16 protein-coding genes and 2 tRNA genes are annotated in these 14,511 nt (G+C 68.2%); 13 read left to right on the top strand and 5 right to left on the bottom strand.

What is annotated here, in order from left to right; translation table 11 throughout:
- Nucleotides 1-24 precede the first annotated feature (24 nt).
- The 3 genes from GGR12_RS08770 (at nt 25) to GGR12_RS08780 (ending at nt 889) form a co-directional block, all read left to right on the top strand.
- Complete coding sequence (locus GGR12_RS08770; protein WP_183204046.1) at nt 25-324, top strand: integration host factor subunit alpha; 300 nt, start codon at nt 25-27, stop codon at nt 322-324.
- Nucleotides 325-332: 8 nt separating this feature from the next.
- Nucleotides 333-758, top strand: a complete 426-nt coding sequence (locus GGR12_RS08775) for a MerR family transcriptional regulator (protein ID WP_183204047.1) — start codon at nt 333-335, stop codon at nt 756-758.
- A 54-nt stretch (nt 759-812) separates the two neighbouring features.
- Nucleotides 813-889 (top strand) — tRNA-Pro (locus GGR12_RS08780).
- 50 nt (nt 890-939) lie between these two features.
- Here the strand turns inward: GGR12_RS08780 and GGR12_RS08785 are convergent.
- Nucleotides 940-1,143 carry a DUF2842 domain-containing protein gene (locus GGR12_RS08785; protein WP_183204048.1) on the bottom strand — a complete coding sequence of 68 codons (204 nt, stop codon included), beginning with the start codon at nt 1,141-1,143 and terminating at the stop codon, nt 940-942.
- Complete coding sequence (locus tag GGR12_RS08790; protein WP_183204049.1) at nt 1,143-1,394, bottom strand: transglycosylase; 252 nt, start codon at nt 1,392-1,394, stop codon at nt 1,143-1,145. Before GGR12_RS08790 ends, GGR12_RS08785 begins: the two co-directional genes overlap by 1 nt.
- Nucleotides 1,395-1,530: 136 nt before the next feature.
- Here GGR12_RS08790 and GGR12_RS08795 point away from each other — a divergent pair, with 136 nt between their 5' ends.
- The gene (locus GGR12_RS08795; RefSeq protein WP_183204050.1) at nt 1,531-2,598 is read left to right on the top strand and encodes a COX15/CtaA family protein; all 1,068 of its coding nucleotides are present in this window, start codon (nt 1,531-1,533) and stop codon (nt 2,596-2,598) included.
- On the opposite strand, the gene GGR12_RS08800 is transcribed toward GGR12_RS08795, so the two are convergent.
- The gene (locus GGR12_RS08800) at nt 2,567-3,976 is read right to left on the bottom strand and encodes an alkaline phosphatase PhoX (RefSeq protein WP_183204051.1); all 1,410 of its coding nucleotides are present in this window, start codon (nt 3,974-3,976) and stop codon (nt 2,567-2,569) included. The two genes, GGR12_RS08795 and GGR12_RS08800, sit on opposite strands and share 32 nt — an antisense overlap.
- A gap of 1,092 nt (nt 3,977-5,068) precedes the next feature.
- Between GGR12_RS08800 and rplM the strand changes: the two genes are divergently transcribed.
- From rplM to msrB, 4 genes are all read left to right on the top strand, one after another.
- Nucleotides 5,069-5,542: a 50S ribosomal protein L13 gene (gene rplM, locus GGR12_RS08805; protein WP_183204860.1), complete on the top strand. Its 474-nt coding sequence runs from the start codon at nt 5,069-5,071 to the stop codon at nt 5,540-5,542.
- Nucleotides 5,543-5,544: 2 nt separating this feature from the next.
- Nucleotides 5,545-6,039 carry a 30S ribosomal protein S9 gene (rpsI, locus tag GGR12_RS08810; RefSeq protein ID WP_183204052.1) on the top strand — a complete coding sequence of 165 codons (495 nt, stop codon included), beginning with the start codon at nt 5,545-5,547 and terminating at the stop codon, nt 6,037-6,039.
- A gap of 238 nt (nt 6,040-6,277) precedes the next feature.
- Nucleotides 6,278-7,213 (top strand): N-acetyl-gamma-glutamyl-phosphate reductase, encoded by a 936-nt coding sequence (gene argC / locus GGR12_RS08815; RefSeq protein ID WP_183204053.1) that lies wholly within the window; start codon nt 6,278-6,280, stop codon nt 7,211-7,213.
- Between the two features lie 202 nt (nt 7,214-7,415).
- Nucleotides 7,416-7,904 carry a peptide-methionine (R)-S-oxide reductase MsrB gene (gene msrB, locus GGR12_RS08820; protein WP_183204054.1) on the top strand — a complete coding sequence of 163 codons (489 nt, stop codon included), beginning with the start codon at nt 7,416-7,418 and terminating at the stop codon, nt 7,902-7,904.
- Nucleotides 7,905-8,059: 155 nt separating this feature from the next.
- Here the strand turns inward: msrB and GGR12_RS08825 are convergent, their stop codons facing one another.
- Both GGR12_RS08825 and phaC read right to left on the bottom strand, forming a co-directional pair.
- Nucleotides 8,060-8,440, bottom strand: coding sequence for a hypothetical protein (locus GGR12_RS08825; protein WP_183204055.1), 381 nt, complete (start codon nt 8,438-8,440; stop codon nt 8,060-8,062).
- Entirely contained in the window at nt 8,437-10,383 is a 1,947-nt protein-coding gene (gene phaC / locus GGR12_RS08830; protein ID WP_183204056.1) for a class I poly(R)-hydroxyalkanoic acid synthase, read from the bottom strand. Before phaC ends, GGR12_RS08825 begins: the two co-directional genes overlap by 4 nt.
- Before the next feature lie 77 nt (nt 10,384-10,460).
- On the opposite strand from phaC, the gene GGR12_RS08835 reads away from it, so the two are divergent.
- The 5 genes from GGR12_RS08835 to GGR12_RS08855 all read left to right on the top strand — a co-directional run bounded on the left by GGR12_RS08835 (nt 10,461) and on the right by GGR12_RS08855 (nt 14,436).
- The gene (locus GGR12_RS08835; RefSeq protein ID WP_246328826.1) at nt 10,461-10,919 is read left to right on the top strand and encodes a hypothetical protein; all 459 of its coding nucleotides are present in this window, start codon (nt 10,461-10,463) and stop codon (nt 10,917-10,919) included.
- Between the two features lie 59 nt (nt 10,920-10,978).
- Nucleotides 10,979-11,938: a class II fructose-bisphosphatase gene (gene glpX, locus GGR12_RS08840; protein ID WP_183204057.1), complete on the top strand. Its 960-nt coding sequence runs from the start codon at nt 10,979-10,981 to the stop codon at nt 11,936-11,938.
- Nucleotides 11,938-13,746: a single-stranded-DNA-specific exonuclease RecJ gene (gene recJ, locus GGR12_RS08845; RefSeq protein WP_183204058.1), complete on the top strand. Its 1,809-nt coding sequence runs from the start codon at nt 11,938-11,940 to the stop codon at nt 13,744-13,746. The genes glpX and recJ overlap by 1 nt, the downstream gene beginning before the upstream one ends.
- Nucleotides 13,747-13,824: 78 nt before the next feature.
- A tRNA-Glu gene (locus tag GGR12_RS08850) sits at nt 13,825-13,899 on the top strand.
- Nucleotides 13,900-13,947: 48 nt separating this feature from the next.
- Entirely contained in the window at nt 13,948-14,436 is a 489-nt protein-coding gene (locus tag GGR12_RS08855; RefSeq protein WP_183204059.1) for a response regulator, read from the top strand.
- Nucleotides 14,437-14,511 lie beyond the last annotated feature (75 nt).

The raw sequence follows: 14,511 nt of genomic DNA on the forward strand, positions 1-14,511 counted from the left end.
GGATCAATCGAGGGGGAGTGAGCGGTGACGCAGACGCTGACACGCGCGGATCTTTGCGAGGCCGTGCATGAGGAAGTCGGCCTTTCGCGCCAGGAATGCTCGGCCATGGTCGAGCGGACGCTCGAACTTATCGTGGAATCGCTTGAGCGCGGTGAGACGGTGAAGCTGTCCGGCTTCGGCGTCTTCCAGGTGCGCGAGAAGCGCGCCCGCATGGGACGCAATCCGAAGACCGGCGAGCCGGCGGCGATTCATCCGCGCCGGGTGATCAGCTTCCGGGCCAGCCAGATCATGAAGGGACGGGTGCACGACGCGGTCGTCGCCTGAAGACACCGGTGACCAAAAGTCCCAACGCGTTCCGCACGATCTCGGAAGCCGCCGATGAAGTGGGCGCGCCCCAGCATGTGCTGCGATTTTGGGAAACCAAATTCACCTTCATCACGCCTCTGAAGCGAGCCGGCGGGCGACGCTTTTATCGACAGCAGGATATCGTGCTGCTGAAGGCCGTGAAGCGGCTGCTGCATGAGGACGGCCTGACCATCAAGGGCGTCCAGCGGCTCCACAAGGAGCAGGGCGTCAAGCGAATCGCGGCCTACGGAGACCCCGAAGGTCTGGTCTCGTTCGAGCCGGAGGCGGCTGCCTCGACGGCTTCCGCGGGCGTCTCTTCGACAACTGGATCGTCGATCCGGTTGCGCCAGGTGCTGGCGGAATTGGAGGGCGCGCGGGCGCGTCTCGAGGCGGTTCTGTCGCGAAGCGCCTGAACTCGCTTTTTTGGGTTTGCGCCCGCCCGAACCCCGTCTATAGGGAGCGCCTCTCGGAGCGTGGCGCAGCCTGGTAGCGCACTTGACTGGGGGTCAAGGGGTCGCAGGTTCGAATCCTGTCGCTCCGACCATCTTCCCTTGACCCGGTCTCTATTTCTGCAGCGGACGACGGCTTCGGCCGTCAGTGTTTGCCGCCGCCTTCAGCCCATTTGAACAGCGGGTAGAGCGGGAAGGCCCACCCGATTCCGCCGACGGCGAAGAACAGCAGGTCGATCAACTGGCCCGGTGGCAGCAGGCCGCGCACGGTGACCACGCCCCAGATCCAGACGACCAGGAAGCCCAGCACGCCGATCATGGCGATGAACCGGCGCGTGCGGGGGCCCATCAGCGCTTGTTCCGGAAGAGGAAGAAGGCGACCAGGGCGAGGACGGACGCGGCCATCGACCAGAGGAGCCAGTTCCACTGATCCATGGTCGAGATGGCGAAGACGCGAACGGCCAGGAACCAGCCGGCGACAGCGCCGACGCCGGAGACCAGCGAGGTGGCGAACAGACCGCGGCGACCGGTCGTGAGATCGGCCAGCCAGGCGAGGACGAAGGCGCCCAGAACCGCGATGACGATGTCGGCGTATTGCAAGCCGTCTCTCCAGAGGTGTGGCGACAAGGCGCCGAAAAGCGACTCGATCTCGCCGTCGTGCGCGGGCATACCGCTCAGGCCCGGACGCGACCAGTGATGCGGCGGGTACTGTAGCGGTCGGAACAGCGGGCGTCGAATGAAGCGTTTGGGCGGTGGCGATCGGAGCCAGGCGGTGGCGATCTGGCTGTGGCTGACCGCCGCGCTGGTGTTCGCCATGGTCGTGGTCGGCGGCGTGACGCGCCTGACGGGCTCGGGCCTGTCGATCACCGAGTGGAAGCCGATCATGGGCGCGCTGCCGCCGATGAATGCGGCCGACTGGGCCGAGGCCTTCGAGAAGTACAAGGCGATCCCGCAGTACCAGCAGGTCAACGCCGGCATGACGATGGGCGAGTTCCAGGGGATTTTCTTCTGGGAGTGGTTCCACCGGCTGCTAGGGCGGCTGATCGGCGTGGTGTTCGCGCTGCCGTTCGTGGTGTTCCTGGTGATGCGGAAGCTGCCGCGGCGGCTGATCGGTCGGTGCGCGGTGCTGCTGGCGCTGGGCGGGCTGCAGGGGCTGATCGGCTGGTGGATGGTGACCAGCGGGCTGAGCGAGCGGGTCGATGTGGCGCCGGAGCGGCTGGCGACGCACCTGGGCCTGGCGCTGCTGATTTTCATGGGTCTGATCTGGACCGGGCTGGAGGCCTGGAACGGCGAGGAGCGGTCGCGGTCGCCGGGCGGCTGGAGCCGGGGCGCGGCGATCCTGCTGGGGGCGGTGTTCCTGCAGTGCCTGCTGGGCGGGCTGGTGGCCGGGGCCAAGGCGGGCTTCGTCTACACCGACTGGCCGATGATGAGCGGCGGGTTCCTGCCGCCGGTCGACTGGGGCAAGGGCGCGCTGGCCTTCCTGCACGACCAGGCGCTGGTGCAGTTCAATCACCGCATCTGGGCCTATGCGCTGCTGCTGGGCGGGACCGTCTATGCGGTGCAGGCGTGGCGCTGGCGGCTGGCGCAGGGGCTTGGCGCGGCGGCGTTCGCGGTGGCGATCGCCCTGTGGCTGCAGGCGGCGCTGGGCGTGGTGACCCTGATCCACGCCGTGCCGCTGTGGCTGGGGGCGCTGCATCAGGCGGGCGCGGCCCTGGTGCTGGCGACCGCGACCGTGAACCTGTGGATGGTCCGCCGGTCGCAGCCGCGGCTGTTTACGTCCGGACCGCGTTCCAGGGGCCTGTGATCGCGAAGGTCAGGCCCGGGTAGTAGAGGTTCACGAACAGGGTCGAACCGTCCGGCGAGAAGACCGCGCCGGCGAACTCGGAGTTGCCGGTGAAGACGTTGCGGGCGATGGCGTAGACGCGGCCGTCCGGGGTGACGCCCTTCACGTGGTTCTTCGTGTCGGTGGAGTAGTTGTCCTCGCAGACGACCAGGTGACCCCAGGGCGCGACGGTCAGGTTGTCGGCCATGTTGAGGGTCTTCGGGTCGGCGCTTTCGACGAACAGCTGGACGCGGCCGGGCTGACGGGCCTCGCCGGAGCGGCCTTCCTCGGGGGAGGGGATGTAGCGCAGGATCTGGCCGCGCTTCAGCGGACCGCCCGAGGTGGCGGTCATGAACATCTCGCTCCCGGCCCAGAAGACGCCTTCGCCGCGGGCGACGCGGACGGCGCCGTCGGCATGACCGCGCAGGCGCAGGTCCGAGTTGGGGCTTTCGACATCCTGGAGATCGACCCAGACGACGTCACGCCAGTCGCCCGGCGACCAGACGCGGGTCTCGTGATTGGTGGAGTCGGCGCCCGGCGCGTCGCGGAAGGCCATGGCCTGGAGGCGGCCGCCCTTGATCAGCTCGCCGGGGGTCTCGGGGATGAAGCGGTAGAAGAGGCCGTCGGTCTTGTCCTCGGTCAGGTAGACGATGCCGGTGCCGGGATCGACGCAGACGGCCTCGTGGTCGAAGCGGCCCATGGCCTTGAGCGGCACGGCGTCGACAAGGCCGGGAGCGGTGGCCGGCACTTCGAAGACGAAACCGTGCGGTTTGGTGACGTCGGCGTCTTCCGGCGTGGCCTCGGTCTCCTCGCAGCTCAGCCAGCTGCCCCAGGGGGTGACGCCGCCGCAGCAGTTGGTCGAGGTGCCGATCAGGCTGAGGTGCTGGCTGACCGTACGGCCCGTGGCCATGTCATAGACCTGGGTGGTCGTGCCGCCGGGGATGATGATGCCGGCCTTGGTGACGTCATAGGCCCTGGACTTGTCGATCAGGGCCTCGCGCTCCTGGTGGAAGCCGGCCGGACCCCAGTTGCGATGGGTCGGGCGCGAGGTCTTGAGCTCGTGGTTGCGGACCAGTGCGATCTGCGAGCCGCCGAGGGCGAAACAGCCCATGCCGTCAAAATTCTGCGGCACCAGCAGGCCGTCGTTCATCGTCTCGCCGCCCTGGGAGATGATGCGGTAGGAGAAGCCTTCCGGCAGGTCGAGGACGCCGTTGGGGTCGCGCTGCAGGGGGCCGTAACCCTCGACGTCGTTGACGTAGGTCTCCTCGCCCGCGGCCTGGGCGGCGGCGTGGCGGGCGAAGCCCGTGAAGGCGAGGGCGGCAGCGCCCGTGGTGAGCAGGCCGCGACGGTTGAAACGCATGTACAGATATCCCCGAACGTGCAGCGCTTATGACGCGCCGTACGCGGCTCCGTCATCATGGTTCTGTGACCGTTTTTTGGAACGCGGGTCACCTTGGGTTTCACGCGTGACGGTGCGTCCTCCGGCGGAAGCCGCCGGAGGGGAGGGGAAGGCGCGGGGCGTCCGGGCCTCGCCCGGAGCTTTGATAGTTTTACCGTTTCGACGAAGCTGGCCGCCCCGCGTGGTCGTTGGTTTCGCGCGCCCTCCGGCTGGCGGCCCTGTTAGAGCCTTGACGGATCTCCGCCGCCGCCATTGCTGGAAGCGACGTGGGTGGGACATCGGCTGAGCCAGCGGTCCGCACCTTCGATGCGCGGCGAGCAAGCGGACAGCATCCATCGCTGTCCGACGAGGACCCCCGGACTACCCTTCGCCCGGGCTTCATCGCTCGACCACAGCCCGTCGTCGTCGAGGCGCTGGATCCGACGCCCTCCCCATCGACGGGATGGGGGCATTATCGCCGCGGCGGATACCTCGCTGCGTAGAGGGAATTTTGGTGGGGGAAGTCAGAGGGTTGGCGAAAAGAATAAGAAAACAGCCGACAGATTCACCTCCCCATCGCCCCCGAGGCGATGGGGAGGACAGACCGCGAAGCGGTCAGGAGGGGGCGGCGCCGGCGGGTGTTGTTGGAGCTCTGATCGCATGCGCCGGCGACGCCCCCTCCACCATTCCGGCTGAGTCGCCGGAATGGTCCCCCTCCCCATCTACGATGGGGAGGTGAGTGGCGGCGTCCTTCCCCCATTTCGGGGGAAGGACGCTCGCGGAGCGAGACGGATGGGGGCTCTGTCCGGGAGCGGCCGGCGGGAGTCCTGTCGCCGTTGACAGCCCCCATCCGGCCCTCCGGGCCATCTTCCCCCGAAATGGGGGAAGGGATTGGTGTGGTATTTTAATACCGGTATTTGTTTGTGTAATGAAATCAGATATTTGACGCCGAACCGGTCATGCAAACAGCATTGACCCACAGGCTGGCTTCCTCTATCAGCGCGCCTTCCGCTCGTCCCGGTCATCCGGGAGGGGCAACCGTTTCGCCCGTCTCCCCAAGGACTCCTCGTTATGCTGAAGAGCACTACGGCTTCGCTGAAGCCGGCCGAGGTCGAGAAGAAGTGGATCCATATCGACGCCGAAGGCGTCGTCGTGGGCCGTCTCGCGACCTTCATCGCCAACCGTCTGCGCGGCAAGCACCGCGGTGACTACACCCCGCACGTCGATTGCGGCGACTACGTCGTCGTCACCAACGTCGACAAGGTCGTGTTCACCGGCAAGAAGAACACCGACAAGATCTACTACCGCCACACCGGTCACCCGGGCGGCGTCAAGTCGACGACCCCGGAGAAGGTTCTGGGCGGCCGCTTCCCCGAGCGCGTGCTCGAGAAGGCCGTCGAGCGCATGCTGCCGAAGGAAAGCCCGCTGGCCCGCAAGCAAATGACGCACCTGCGTCTGTTCGCCGGCGCCGCGCACACCCACGAAGCCCAGTCGCCCGAGACGATCGACTTCAAGTCGGCCTCGGCCAAGAACACCCGGAGCGTCTAAGCATGACCGATGTGACTGCTGAAACCGCCACCGGCTTCGACGCCCTGAAAGCCCTCGGCACCCCGGGCGTCGGCGAAGAGCACCCGGTTTACGTCCAGAAGCTGGACGCCCAGGGTCGCGCCTATTCGACCGGCAAGCGCAAGAACGCCATCGCCCGCGTGTGGATCAAGCCGGGCACCGGCAAGTTCACCATCAACGGCCGCGACCAGGAAGTTTACTTCGCGCGTCCGGTGCTGCGCATGATGATCGCCCAGCCGCTGGTCGTCACCGAGCGTGAAACCCAGTTCGACGTGATCTGCACCGTTGAAGGTTCGGGCCTGTCGGGCCAGGCCGGCGCCATCCGCCACGGCCTGTCGCACGCCCTGACGCACTACGAGCCGGAACTGCGCAAGGTTCTGAAGCCGCACGGCTTCCTGACCCGCGACAGCCGCGTCGTCGAGCGCAAGAAGTACGGCCGCGCCAAGGCTCGCCGTTCCTTCCAGTTCTCGAAGCGCTAAGCCGTTTCATACGGTCTGGATTTGGGGCGCTTCGGGAAACCGGAGCGCCCTTTTTCTTTGTCGTTTCCCTTCTCCCCTTGCGGGAGAAGGTGGCGGCCGAAGGCCGACGGATGAGGGGTTGCTCCGGCGTCTCCATCCCGGGTGTCTGAAAGTCGCCAGATTGTCGGGTCACTGCGACCCCTCATCCGCCCCTCCGGGGCACCTTCTCCCGCAAGGGGAGAAGGATCGGGAGCGTCTGATGACCCACACCATCTTCATCGACGGCGAAGCCGGAACGACCGGTCTCGAAATCCGCGAGCGGCTTGAGGCGCGCGACGACCTCGAACTGATCCTGCTCGGCGACCGCCGCCGCGACGTCGAGGCGCGGCGCGAGGCGCTGAACAGCGCCGACGCGGTGATCCTGTGCCTGCCGGACGATGCGGCGATCGAGGCGGTGTCGATGATCGAGAACCCGCGGGTGCGGGTGATCGACGCCTCGACCGCCTATCGGGTCGATCCGGCCTGGGCCTACGGTTTCGCCGAGATGGCGCCGGGGCAGCGCGAGGCGATCGCGGCGTCGACGCGGGTGTCGAACCCCGGCTGTTATCCGACCGGGCTGATCGGCCTGGTGCGGCCGCTGGTGTCGGCAGGGATCATTCCGGCGGGATGGCCGGTGACGGTCAACGCCGTGTCCGGCTACTCGGGCGGCGGCAAGGCGATGATCGCCGAGTTCGAGGCTGAGGGCGGCGCCGAGGCGTTCCGCGCCTATGGCCTGTCGCTGAAGCACAAGCACGTGCCGGAGATGACGAAACACACCGGGCTGGAGCGCAAGGTGCTGTTCGCCCCGGCGGTGGGTTCGTACCGGCAGGGGATGCTGGTCGAAGTTCCGCTGCATCTGTCGGCCCTGCCGTCGTCGCCGTCGGTCGAGGTGGTGCATGGCGCGCTGGTCGAGGCCTACGAAGGCGCGCGGTTCGTCGAGGTGGCCCCGCTGGAGGCGACCGAGGCGATGACCGGGATCGACCCGGAGGGCCTGAACGGGACCAACCGGATGCGGCTGCACGTGTTCGGCGATCGTGGCGGGGAGCAGGTGCGGCTGGTCGCGCTGCTGGACAACCTGGGCAAGGGCGCTTCGGGGGCCGCGGTGCAGAACCTGAACATCATGCTGGGGCTGGATGAGGCGACGGGGCTGAGCTGAGTTTCCTTCTCCCGATGGGAGAAGGTGGCCGGGCGGAGCCCGGTCGGATGAGGGGCGGGTCGCGCCGATAGCTCGCCAGACGACCCTCACCCTTTCGCGCAAGGACGATCGCTTTGCTCTCGTGCGCTCAAGCCCTCTCCCATCGGGAGAGGGAGATGGTCACGCTTGCGAACCAATCCGCCCGCTCCAACGTATCCCTTCCATGGATACCCGCCGCCAACTTCTGCTGTCCGCCGGCGCGCTGGCCCTGGCCGGGTGCGCGCCCGAAGCGGCGGATGCGTCGGAGGGGCAGTATGCGGGGTCGCCGTTCCGGCGGCTGAGCGACGCCCAATGGCGCGAGCGGTTGCCGGATCTCAGTTATCGCGTGCTGCGGCACGAGGCGACTGAGCGGGCGGGAACCAGCGCGCTGAACGACGAGCACCGGCGCGGGACGTTCGTGTGCCGGGGCTGCGAGCTGCCGCTGTTCCGGTCGGCGTGGAAGTTCGAGAGCGGGACGGGCTGGCCGAGCTTCTACCGGACCATGACGGCCAATGTGGCGACCAAGACGGACCGTCTGCTGGGCATTCCGCGGACCGAGTATCACTGCGCCCGCTGTCTGGGGCATCAGGGGCATGTGTTCGACGACGGGCCGCCGCCGACCGGCAAGCGGTACTGCAACAACGGCGCGGCGCTGAGCTTCCGGCCGGCCTGACTCTCCTGGTACCGCTCATCCCCGCGAAGGCGGGGATCCAGTCCTGTTTGTGGAACGCCGGCGCTTCAGGACCGCGGGACGTGAGCAGTCGGCGGATACTGATCACCCAAAGCACTGGTTCCCCGCCTTCGCGGGGATGAGCGGAAGGAGGGACGCTAGCGCGCCGCGCGGGCCTTGAGGGCGGACTCGGCGGTGGCGCCGAAGATGACGGCGGCGATGATGACCACCAGGCCGTAGTCGTGGCCGGGCCAGAATACGGGGACCGCCGCCAGCAGCAGCACGATCATCGGGAACAGGCCGGCCCACAGCAGGGCGCCGGGGTTGCCCGCATCGATCATGGGCGGACGCGGCGGCTGGCCCATCATCTTCATCATGCGCGGGTTGAGCAGGATGAAGCCGCCGGCGCAGATGATGGCGAGCAACGGATTGCGCAGCGCCGCCTGGGGCGGGCCGAACAGGATGGTCGTCATCAGGACGAGCGCGAGGGCGAAGGCGGTGGAGATCGCCAGCAGAAGGTTCGGTTCGATACGCTTCAAGACTTCACTTTCACATACGATCCCGGCGCAGCCTCTAGCGGCGGAAGCGGGCCTTTTTCGGGATCGCGGGCGGGAATCCAGTCGCCGGACTTCGCGTGGAGCCAGTCGGCCCAGTGATTCCACCAGCTGCCGGGATGCTCTACCGCGCCGGCCTGCCATTCGGCGAGGGAGGCGGGCAGGGCCGCGTTGGTCCAGTGCTGGTATTTGTTCGCCGAGGGCGGATTGACCACGCCGGCGATGTGGCCGGAGCCGGCCAGCGTCAGGGTGACGTCGGCGCCGGAGAAGGCGCGGGCCGAGCGGTAGACCGAGTTCATCGGCGCGATGTGGTCCTCGCGGCTGGCCTGGAAGTAGAGCGGGGTCTTCACCTTCGACAGGTCGACCTTGAGGCCGCCGATCTCGAATTCGCCTTTGGTCAGGGCGTTCTGGCCATACATCTTGCGCAGATAGTCGAGGTGCAGGGTCTTCGGCATGCGGGTCTGGTCGGCGTTCCAGAACAGCAGGTCGAAGGCGGGCGGGGCCTTGCCCATCAGATAGTTGCTGACGAAGAACGACCAGATCAGGTCGTTGGCGCGCAGGGCGTTGAAGGTCTCGGCCATGGCCGCGCCGGGCAGGACGCCGCCGGCCGCGTCCATCTGCTGCTCGACCTCATTGAGCCAGTGTTCGTCGGTGAACAGCAGCAGGTCGCCGGCCTCGGCGAAGTCGTGCTGGGCGGCGAAGAAGGTGTTGGCGGAGACGCGATCGTCCTTCTTCGCAGCCATGTGGGCCAGCGCCGCGCCCATCAGGGTGCCGCCGATGCAGTAGCCGACGGTGTTGAGGTGTTTCGACCTGGTCTGTGCGAGCACCTTTTCGACGGCGCGGTAGACGCCCTTCTCCAGATAGTCGTCGAAGCCGAAACCGGCCTTGTCCTGATCCGGATTGACCCAGGAGCAGACGAAGACGGTGAAGCCCTGGGCCGAGAGCCAGCGGATCATCGAGTTCGCCGGCTGGAGGTCCAGGATGTAGAATTTGTTGATCCACGGCGGGAAGATCAGCAGCGGGACAGCGCGCTGCTTGTCGGTGGCCGCGTCGTACTGGATCAGTTCGAACAGCTCGTCGCGCCAGACCACCTTGCCGGGGGCGGTGGCGACGTTGCGGCCGATTTCGAAATGGCCGTAGTCGGCCTGGCTGATCTTCAGCTTGCCGTGGCCGCGCTCGAGGTCGGCGGCGAAATTCTGCATCCCCTTCACCAGCGATTCGCCGTTGGTCTCGGCCAGGGCCTTCAGGGCGACCGGGTTGGAGGCGAGGAAGTTGGAGGGGGAGAAGGCGTCGGTCAGCAGTTTGGTGAAGAACTCGGCGCGGCGGCGCGTGCGCGGATCGACGTCGTCGACGCTGGAGACGAGGCCGTTCATCCAGTCGGCCGTGACCAGGTAGGACTGGCGCATGACGTCGAACATCGGGTTCTCGGACCAGGCGGGATCCTTGAAGCGCTTGTCCTTCGAGGGGGCGGCGGCGGGCTCCTCGCCGGCGGCGCGGCGGGCCGTGGAGGCCCACAGGTCCATGTAGCGGCTGAACAGATCGGCCTGGGCGCTGAACAGGCGGTCGGGGCGGGCGGCGAGGCTGGACATGACCGAGGTCATGGCCGGGCCGACGTTGAAGGGGTCGGGCGACAGGGCGGCGGGGCGGTCGGCCTGGCTGAGCGCGGCCTCGGCGATGGCGGCCTGGGCGGTCATGGCGGCGCGGGCGAGGTTGAGCGACAGGGTCTCCAGCATCTCGCGCTGGTCGGGGCCGGGAGCGGCGGCGGCCGGTTCGGGCGCAGGCTCGGGCCGGGGCGGGGGAGATTCGGGCGCGGCGACTTTCGGAGACGCGGCCTTGGGCGCGCGGGGCCTGGCGGAGGTCGGGCGGCCGGAGCGCCGCGGGGCGCGCGGAGCGGCGTCGGCGGGCGGGACAGTCGGACGCTTTGCCATGGGTTGCGGCTCCGGGAGGTCGTCAGGATCGGACGCAAGGACGCGCGCCGCCCTTCCGCCTGTCACGATCATGGCATATGACCGGCAGTGAAATGAACGCGCCGATCCGGAAAATTGCTGCGCTTTCGGTCCTTGTGGCCGGAACCCTGGGGCTGACGGCGTGCGCCGGGGCCTTCGATCCCGAGACGGACGCCACTTCGCCGCTGGCGCCGCGGGTCCAGGAGATGGTCGACTCGCACCGCGAATTCCCCCGCTGGGAGCAGTTCCCGCGCCAGCTGGAGCCTGAACCGGAGCCCGTCGCCATCGCCGCCAATGTGAACACCCTGCGGGTGTCGTCGGGCGCGCTGGCGGGCGAGGCGTCGCGGATCGACTGGCAGACCAGCGGCGACGCGGCGGCCTTCGCGGAATCGACCCGGGCGCGCGTTTCCGCCGTCGAGGTGGCTCGTCCGACCGCCGAGACCGCGGCCGAGATCGAGGCTTTCGCCCGCCGGGCCCGTGAACGGGGCCGCGCCCCGCCGCCGATCGACCGGCGCTAGACCCCAAAATCATCGCCCGGACGACAGAATCCGGGGAGTATCGTCGCAGGAGAACGCCTATGGCCGGATCGGCCCCCTATGCATCCACGCTCGCGGCCGACGCCGCCCGGGTGACCGAGCTGGCCGCCATCGCCAGCTACGCCCAGATCGGCCGCGGCGATGAGAAGAAGGCCGACCAGCTGGCCGTGGACGCCATGCGCACGGCGCTGAACGCGCTCGACATCGACGGCAAGATCGTCATCGGCGAGGGCGAGCGCGACGAGGCCCCGATGCTGTACATCGGCGAGAAGGTCGGCACCGGCAAAGGCCCGGAGATCGACATCGCCCTGGACCCGCTGGAAGGCACGACGCTGACGGCCAAGGCCATGGCGAACGCCCTGTGCGTGCTGTCGATGTCGCCGGGCGGCGGCATGCTACATGCCCCCGACACCTATATGGACAAGATCGCCATCGGCCCGGGCTATCCGGCCGGCACGGTCGACCTGGACCACTCGCCGCAGGACAACGTCCGCGCGCTGGCCAAGGCCAAGGGCGTTTCGCCGTCGGAAATCACCGTCTGCGTCATGGACCGTCCGCGCCATGCGGAGCTGATCGCGGCGCTGCGCGAGGTCGGCGCCAAGGTGGTGCTGATCACCGACGGCGACGTGGCCGGCGTGATCCACACGGCCGAGCCGGAGACGGGCATCGATATGTACCTGGGTTCGGGCGGCGCGCCGGAAGGCGTGCTGGCGGCCTCGGCGCTGAAATGCGTCGGCGGCTTCTTCCAGGGCCGGCTGATCTTCCGCAACGACGACGAGCGCGAGCGTGCCCGTCGCACCGGCGTGACCGACTTCGACCGCAAATACGACCTGCACGAGCTGGTGTCGAAGGACGCCATCTTCGCCGCCACGGGCGTGACCAAGGGCGCGATGCTGGACGGCGTCCAGTTCCGCGACGGCTTCGTCACCACCCATACGCTGGTGATGGATTCCTCGACCCGCACGGTGCAGCGCATCCGCACGACGCGTCCGGTGGCCTGATGGCCGACGGCGGGAGCCTGCCTGCTTTTCTGGGTGTCTCCCGCTCGCTGTCGGGCCGGGCGTGGCGGCAAAGGCCGGCCGAGCCGGGCCTGATCCGCGCGCATATGCAGACCCTGGGTCTGGACGAGCCGCTGGCGCGGGCGCTGGCGGCGCGGGGCGTGCGCGCCGACCAGGGCGCGGACTTCCTGACGCCGACGCTGAAGGCGCTGTTCCCCGATCCGTCCAGCTTCATGGACATGGACACCGCCGCGGGCGCGATCCTGGACGCGTTTCAGGCCGGGTCGTCGATCCATGTGTTCGCCGACTATGACGTCGACGGCGCGTCGAGCGCGGCCCTGCTGGTGCGCTGGTTCCGGGCCATGGGCGCGGAGCTGCCGATCTACGTCCCCGACCGGATCACCGAGGGGTATGGCCCCAGCGCGAAGGCGTTCGACACGCTGAAGGCGTCGGGCGCGGACCTGGTCATCACCGTCGACTGCGGCGCGGCGGCCAACGAGGCCGTGGCCCATGCGGCGGCGATCGGGCTGAAGGTCGTGGTCATCGACCACCACATGATGCGCGAGCACCCGCCGCAGTGTCTGGCGGTCGTCAATCCGAACCGGCCGGGCTGCAACTCGGGCCAGGGCAATCTGGCGGCAGCGGGGGTGGTGTTCGTGCTGCTGGCGGCGCTGAACCGCGAGGGGCGGAGCAGGGGACTGTTCGCGGACCGGGCCCAACCGGATATCCGGCAGTGGCTGGACCTGGCCGCGATGGGCGCGATCTGCGACGTGACCGGCCTGACCGGCTTCAACCGGGCGCTGACCAGCCTGGGCCTGAAGGTCATGTCCGAGTGGAGCAATCCGGGACTGCGGGCGCTGCTGGCGGCGGCGAACGCGGAGCAGGGACCGGCCAAGGTCAATCACGCCGGCTTCATCCTGGGACCGCGGATCAATGCGGGCGGACGGATCGGCAAGTCGGACCTCGGCGCACGCCTGCTGTCGACGGACGACGAGGCCGAGGCCCGCGAACTGGCGCAGGAGCTGGACGCCCTGAACATCGCCCGGCGCGAGGTCGAGAAACAGGTGACCGATCAGGCCCAGCGCCGGGTCGAGGCGACCGGCGCGCATGCGGACGGATCCGCCGTGGTGGTGATCGAGGGCGACGACTGGCACCCGGGCGTGGTGGGCATCGTCGCCGGGCGGCTGCGGGAACGCTGGCGCAAGCCGGTCGTGGTCATCGGCGTGGATGCAGTGAACGGCGTGGGCAAGGGCTCGGGCCGGTCGCAGCCGGGCATGAACCTGGGCAAGGCGATCCAGGCGGCCTGGGAGGCCGGGGTGCTGCTGGCGGGCGGCGGGCACGCCATGGCCGCGGGCCTGACCGTGAAGACGGAAGACATCGGCCGGCTGCGCGATTTCCTGAACGACCGGATGATGGGCGAACAGGCGGCGGCCGAGGCGCTGGACGCGGTGGAGATCGACGCCCTGATCGATCCGTCGTCGGCGACGCGCGGCCTGTTCGAACAGTTCGAGCAGCTGGCGCCGTTCGGCCCGGCCAATCCCGAGCCGCTGTTCGCGCTGGAGCACGTCAGCGTGCGCGAGCCGGTGGCCATGAACGGCGGCCATGTGCGCTGCCGCCTGGTCGGCGCCGACGGCGCGTCGGTGAAGGCCATCGCCTGGCGTTGCGCCGACCTGCCGTCGGGCAAGGCGCTGCTGGCGGGCGAGGGCGGACTGAGCATCGTCGGTCGTCTGAAGGCGGACGACTGGAACGGCCGCCGGGGCGTGCAATTCGAGATCGAGGACGTCGCCGATCCGCGTATGGCGCAGCCGTAACGGCGATCTCAACTTTTCTTTGAAAAAGGCGTTGCAGCCTTCGGAGGCCCCGGCTATATCGCCGCTTCCCCGCGCAGCGGTCCCTTCGTCTATCGGTTAGGACGTCAGGTTTTCAACCTGAAAAGAGGGGTTCGACTCCCCTAGGGACTGCCACGCGGGGCATTCTCCTCACATCATCAGAACTACCGTACGGCGAGCCTTTTGCGGCCGGACGCGTTAGCATGCAGCGCCGGCTTCGGCGCGATGGAGGACTCCCCCTTGCACGAACAGACGGACTCCTCGACCGACGCCCTGCAGGCTGCGCCGTACGGCAGCAGCGAAACGATCCTGATGGTCGAGGACAACGCCGACGTTCTGGAGCTGGGGTCGATGATCCTGCGTGAGGCCGGTTACGGGGTTATCGAGGCGGATTCCGCCGAGGATGCGCTGGAAGCCGTGCAGGACGGCGCGGTGTTCGATCTTCTGTTTACGGACATTGTCATGCCCGGCGGAATGGACGGTCTGGCCCTGGCGGAGCGCGTCCGGACGCTGATTCCGGCCGTTCCGGTGCTGCTGACGACCGGTTGGGCGGACCGGGCGGCCGAGCAGAAAGGCCAATCGGACTATGCCCTTATCGGTAAGCCTTACCGGCCGATCGACCTGGTCCGGCGGGTTCGTGCGCTCCTGGACGGGCATTCCGGCGGCAGTTGAGGAGAATTGTCTCCCGACGGGCCAGAAATTGACGTTTTTCGCTTTCCTGCAGTTCACAGAACCGTGTTAAACAAA

Origin of the sequence: Brevundimonas lenta (assembly GCF_014196335.1) — a bacterium.
GTDB lineage: Bacteria > Pseudomonadota > Alphaproteobacteria > Caulobacterales > Caulobacteraceae > Brevundimonas > Brevundimonas lenta.

Coding starts and splice junctions, on each gene's coding strand:
- GGR12_RS08785 (WP_183204048.1), bottom strand. CDS start 1,143: ATGGGCCCCCGCACGCGCCGGTTCATCGCCATGATCGGCGTGCTGGGC.
- GGR12_RS08795 (WP_183204050.1), top strand. CDS start 1,531: ATGAAGCGTTTGGGCGGTGGCGATCGGAGCCAGGCGGTGGCGATCTGG.
- GGR12_RS08800 (WP_183204051.1), bottom strand. CDS start 3,976: ATGCGTTTCAACCGTCGCGGCCTGCTCACCACGGGCGCTGCCGCCCTC.
- rpsI (WP_183204052.1), top strand. CDS start 5,545: ATGACCGATGTGACTGCTGAAACCGCCACCGGCTTCGACGCCCTGAAA.
- argC (WP_183204053.1), top strand. CDS start 6,278: ATGACCCACACCATCTTCATCGACGGCGAAGCCGGAACGACCGGTCTC.
- msrB (WP_183204054.1), top strand. CDS start 7,416: ATGGATACCCGCCGCCAACTTCTGCTGTCCGCCGGCGCGCTGGCCCTG.
- phaC (WP_183204056.1), bottom strand. CDS start 10,383: ATGGCAAAGCGTCCGACTGTCCCGCCCGCCGACGCCGCTCCGCGCGCC.
- GGR12_RS08835 (WP_246328826.1), top strand. CDS start 10,461: ATGACCGGCAGTGAAATGAACGCGCCGATCCGGAAAATTGCTGCGCTT.
- glpX (WP_183204057.1), top strand. CDS start 10,979: ATGGCCGGATCGGCCCCCTATGCATCCACGCTCGCGGCCGACGCCGCC.
- recJ (WP_183204058.1), top strand. CDS start 11,938: ATGGCCGACGGCGGGAGCCTGCCTGCTTTTCTGGGTGTCTCCCGCTCG.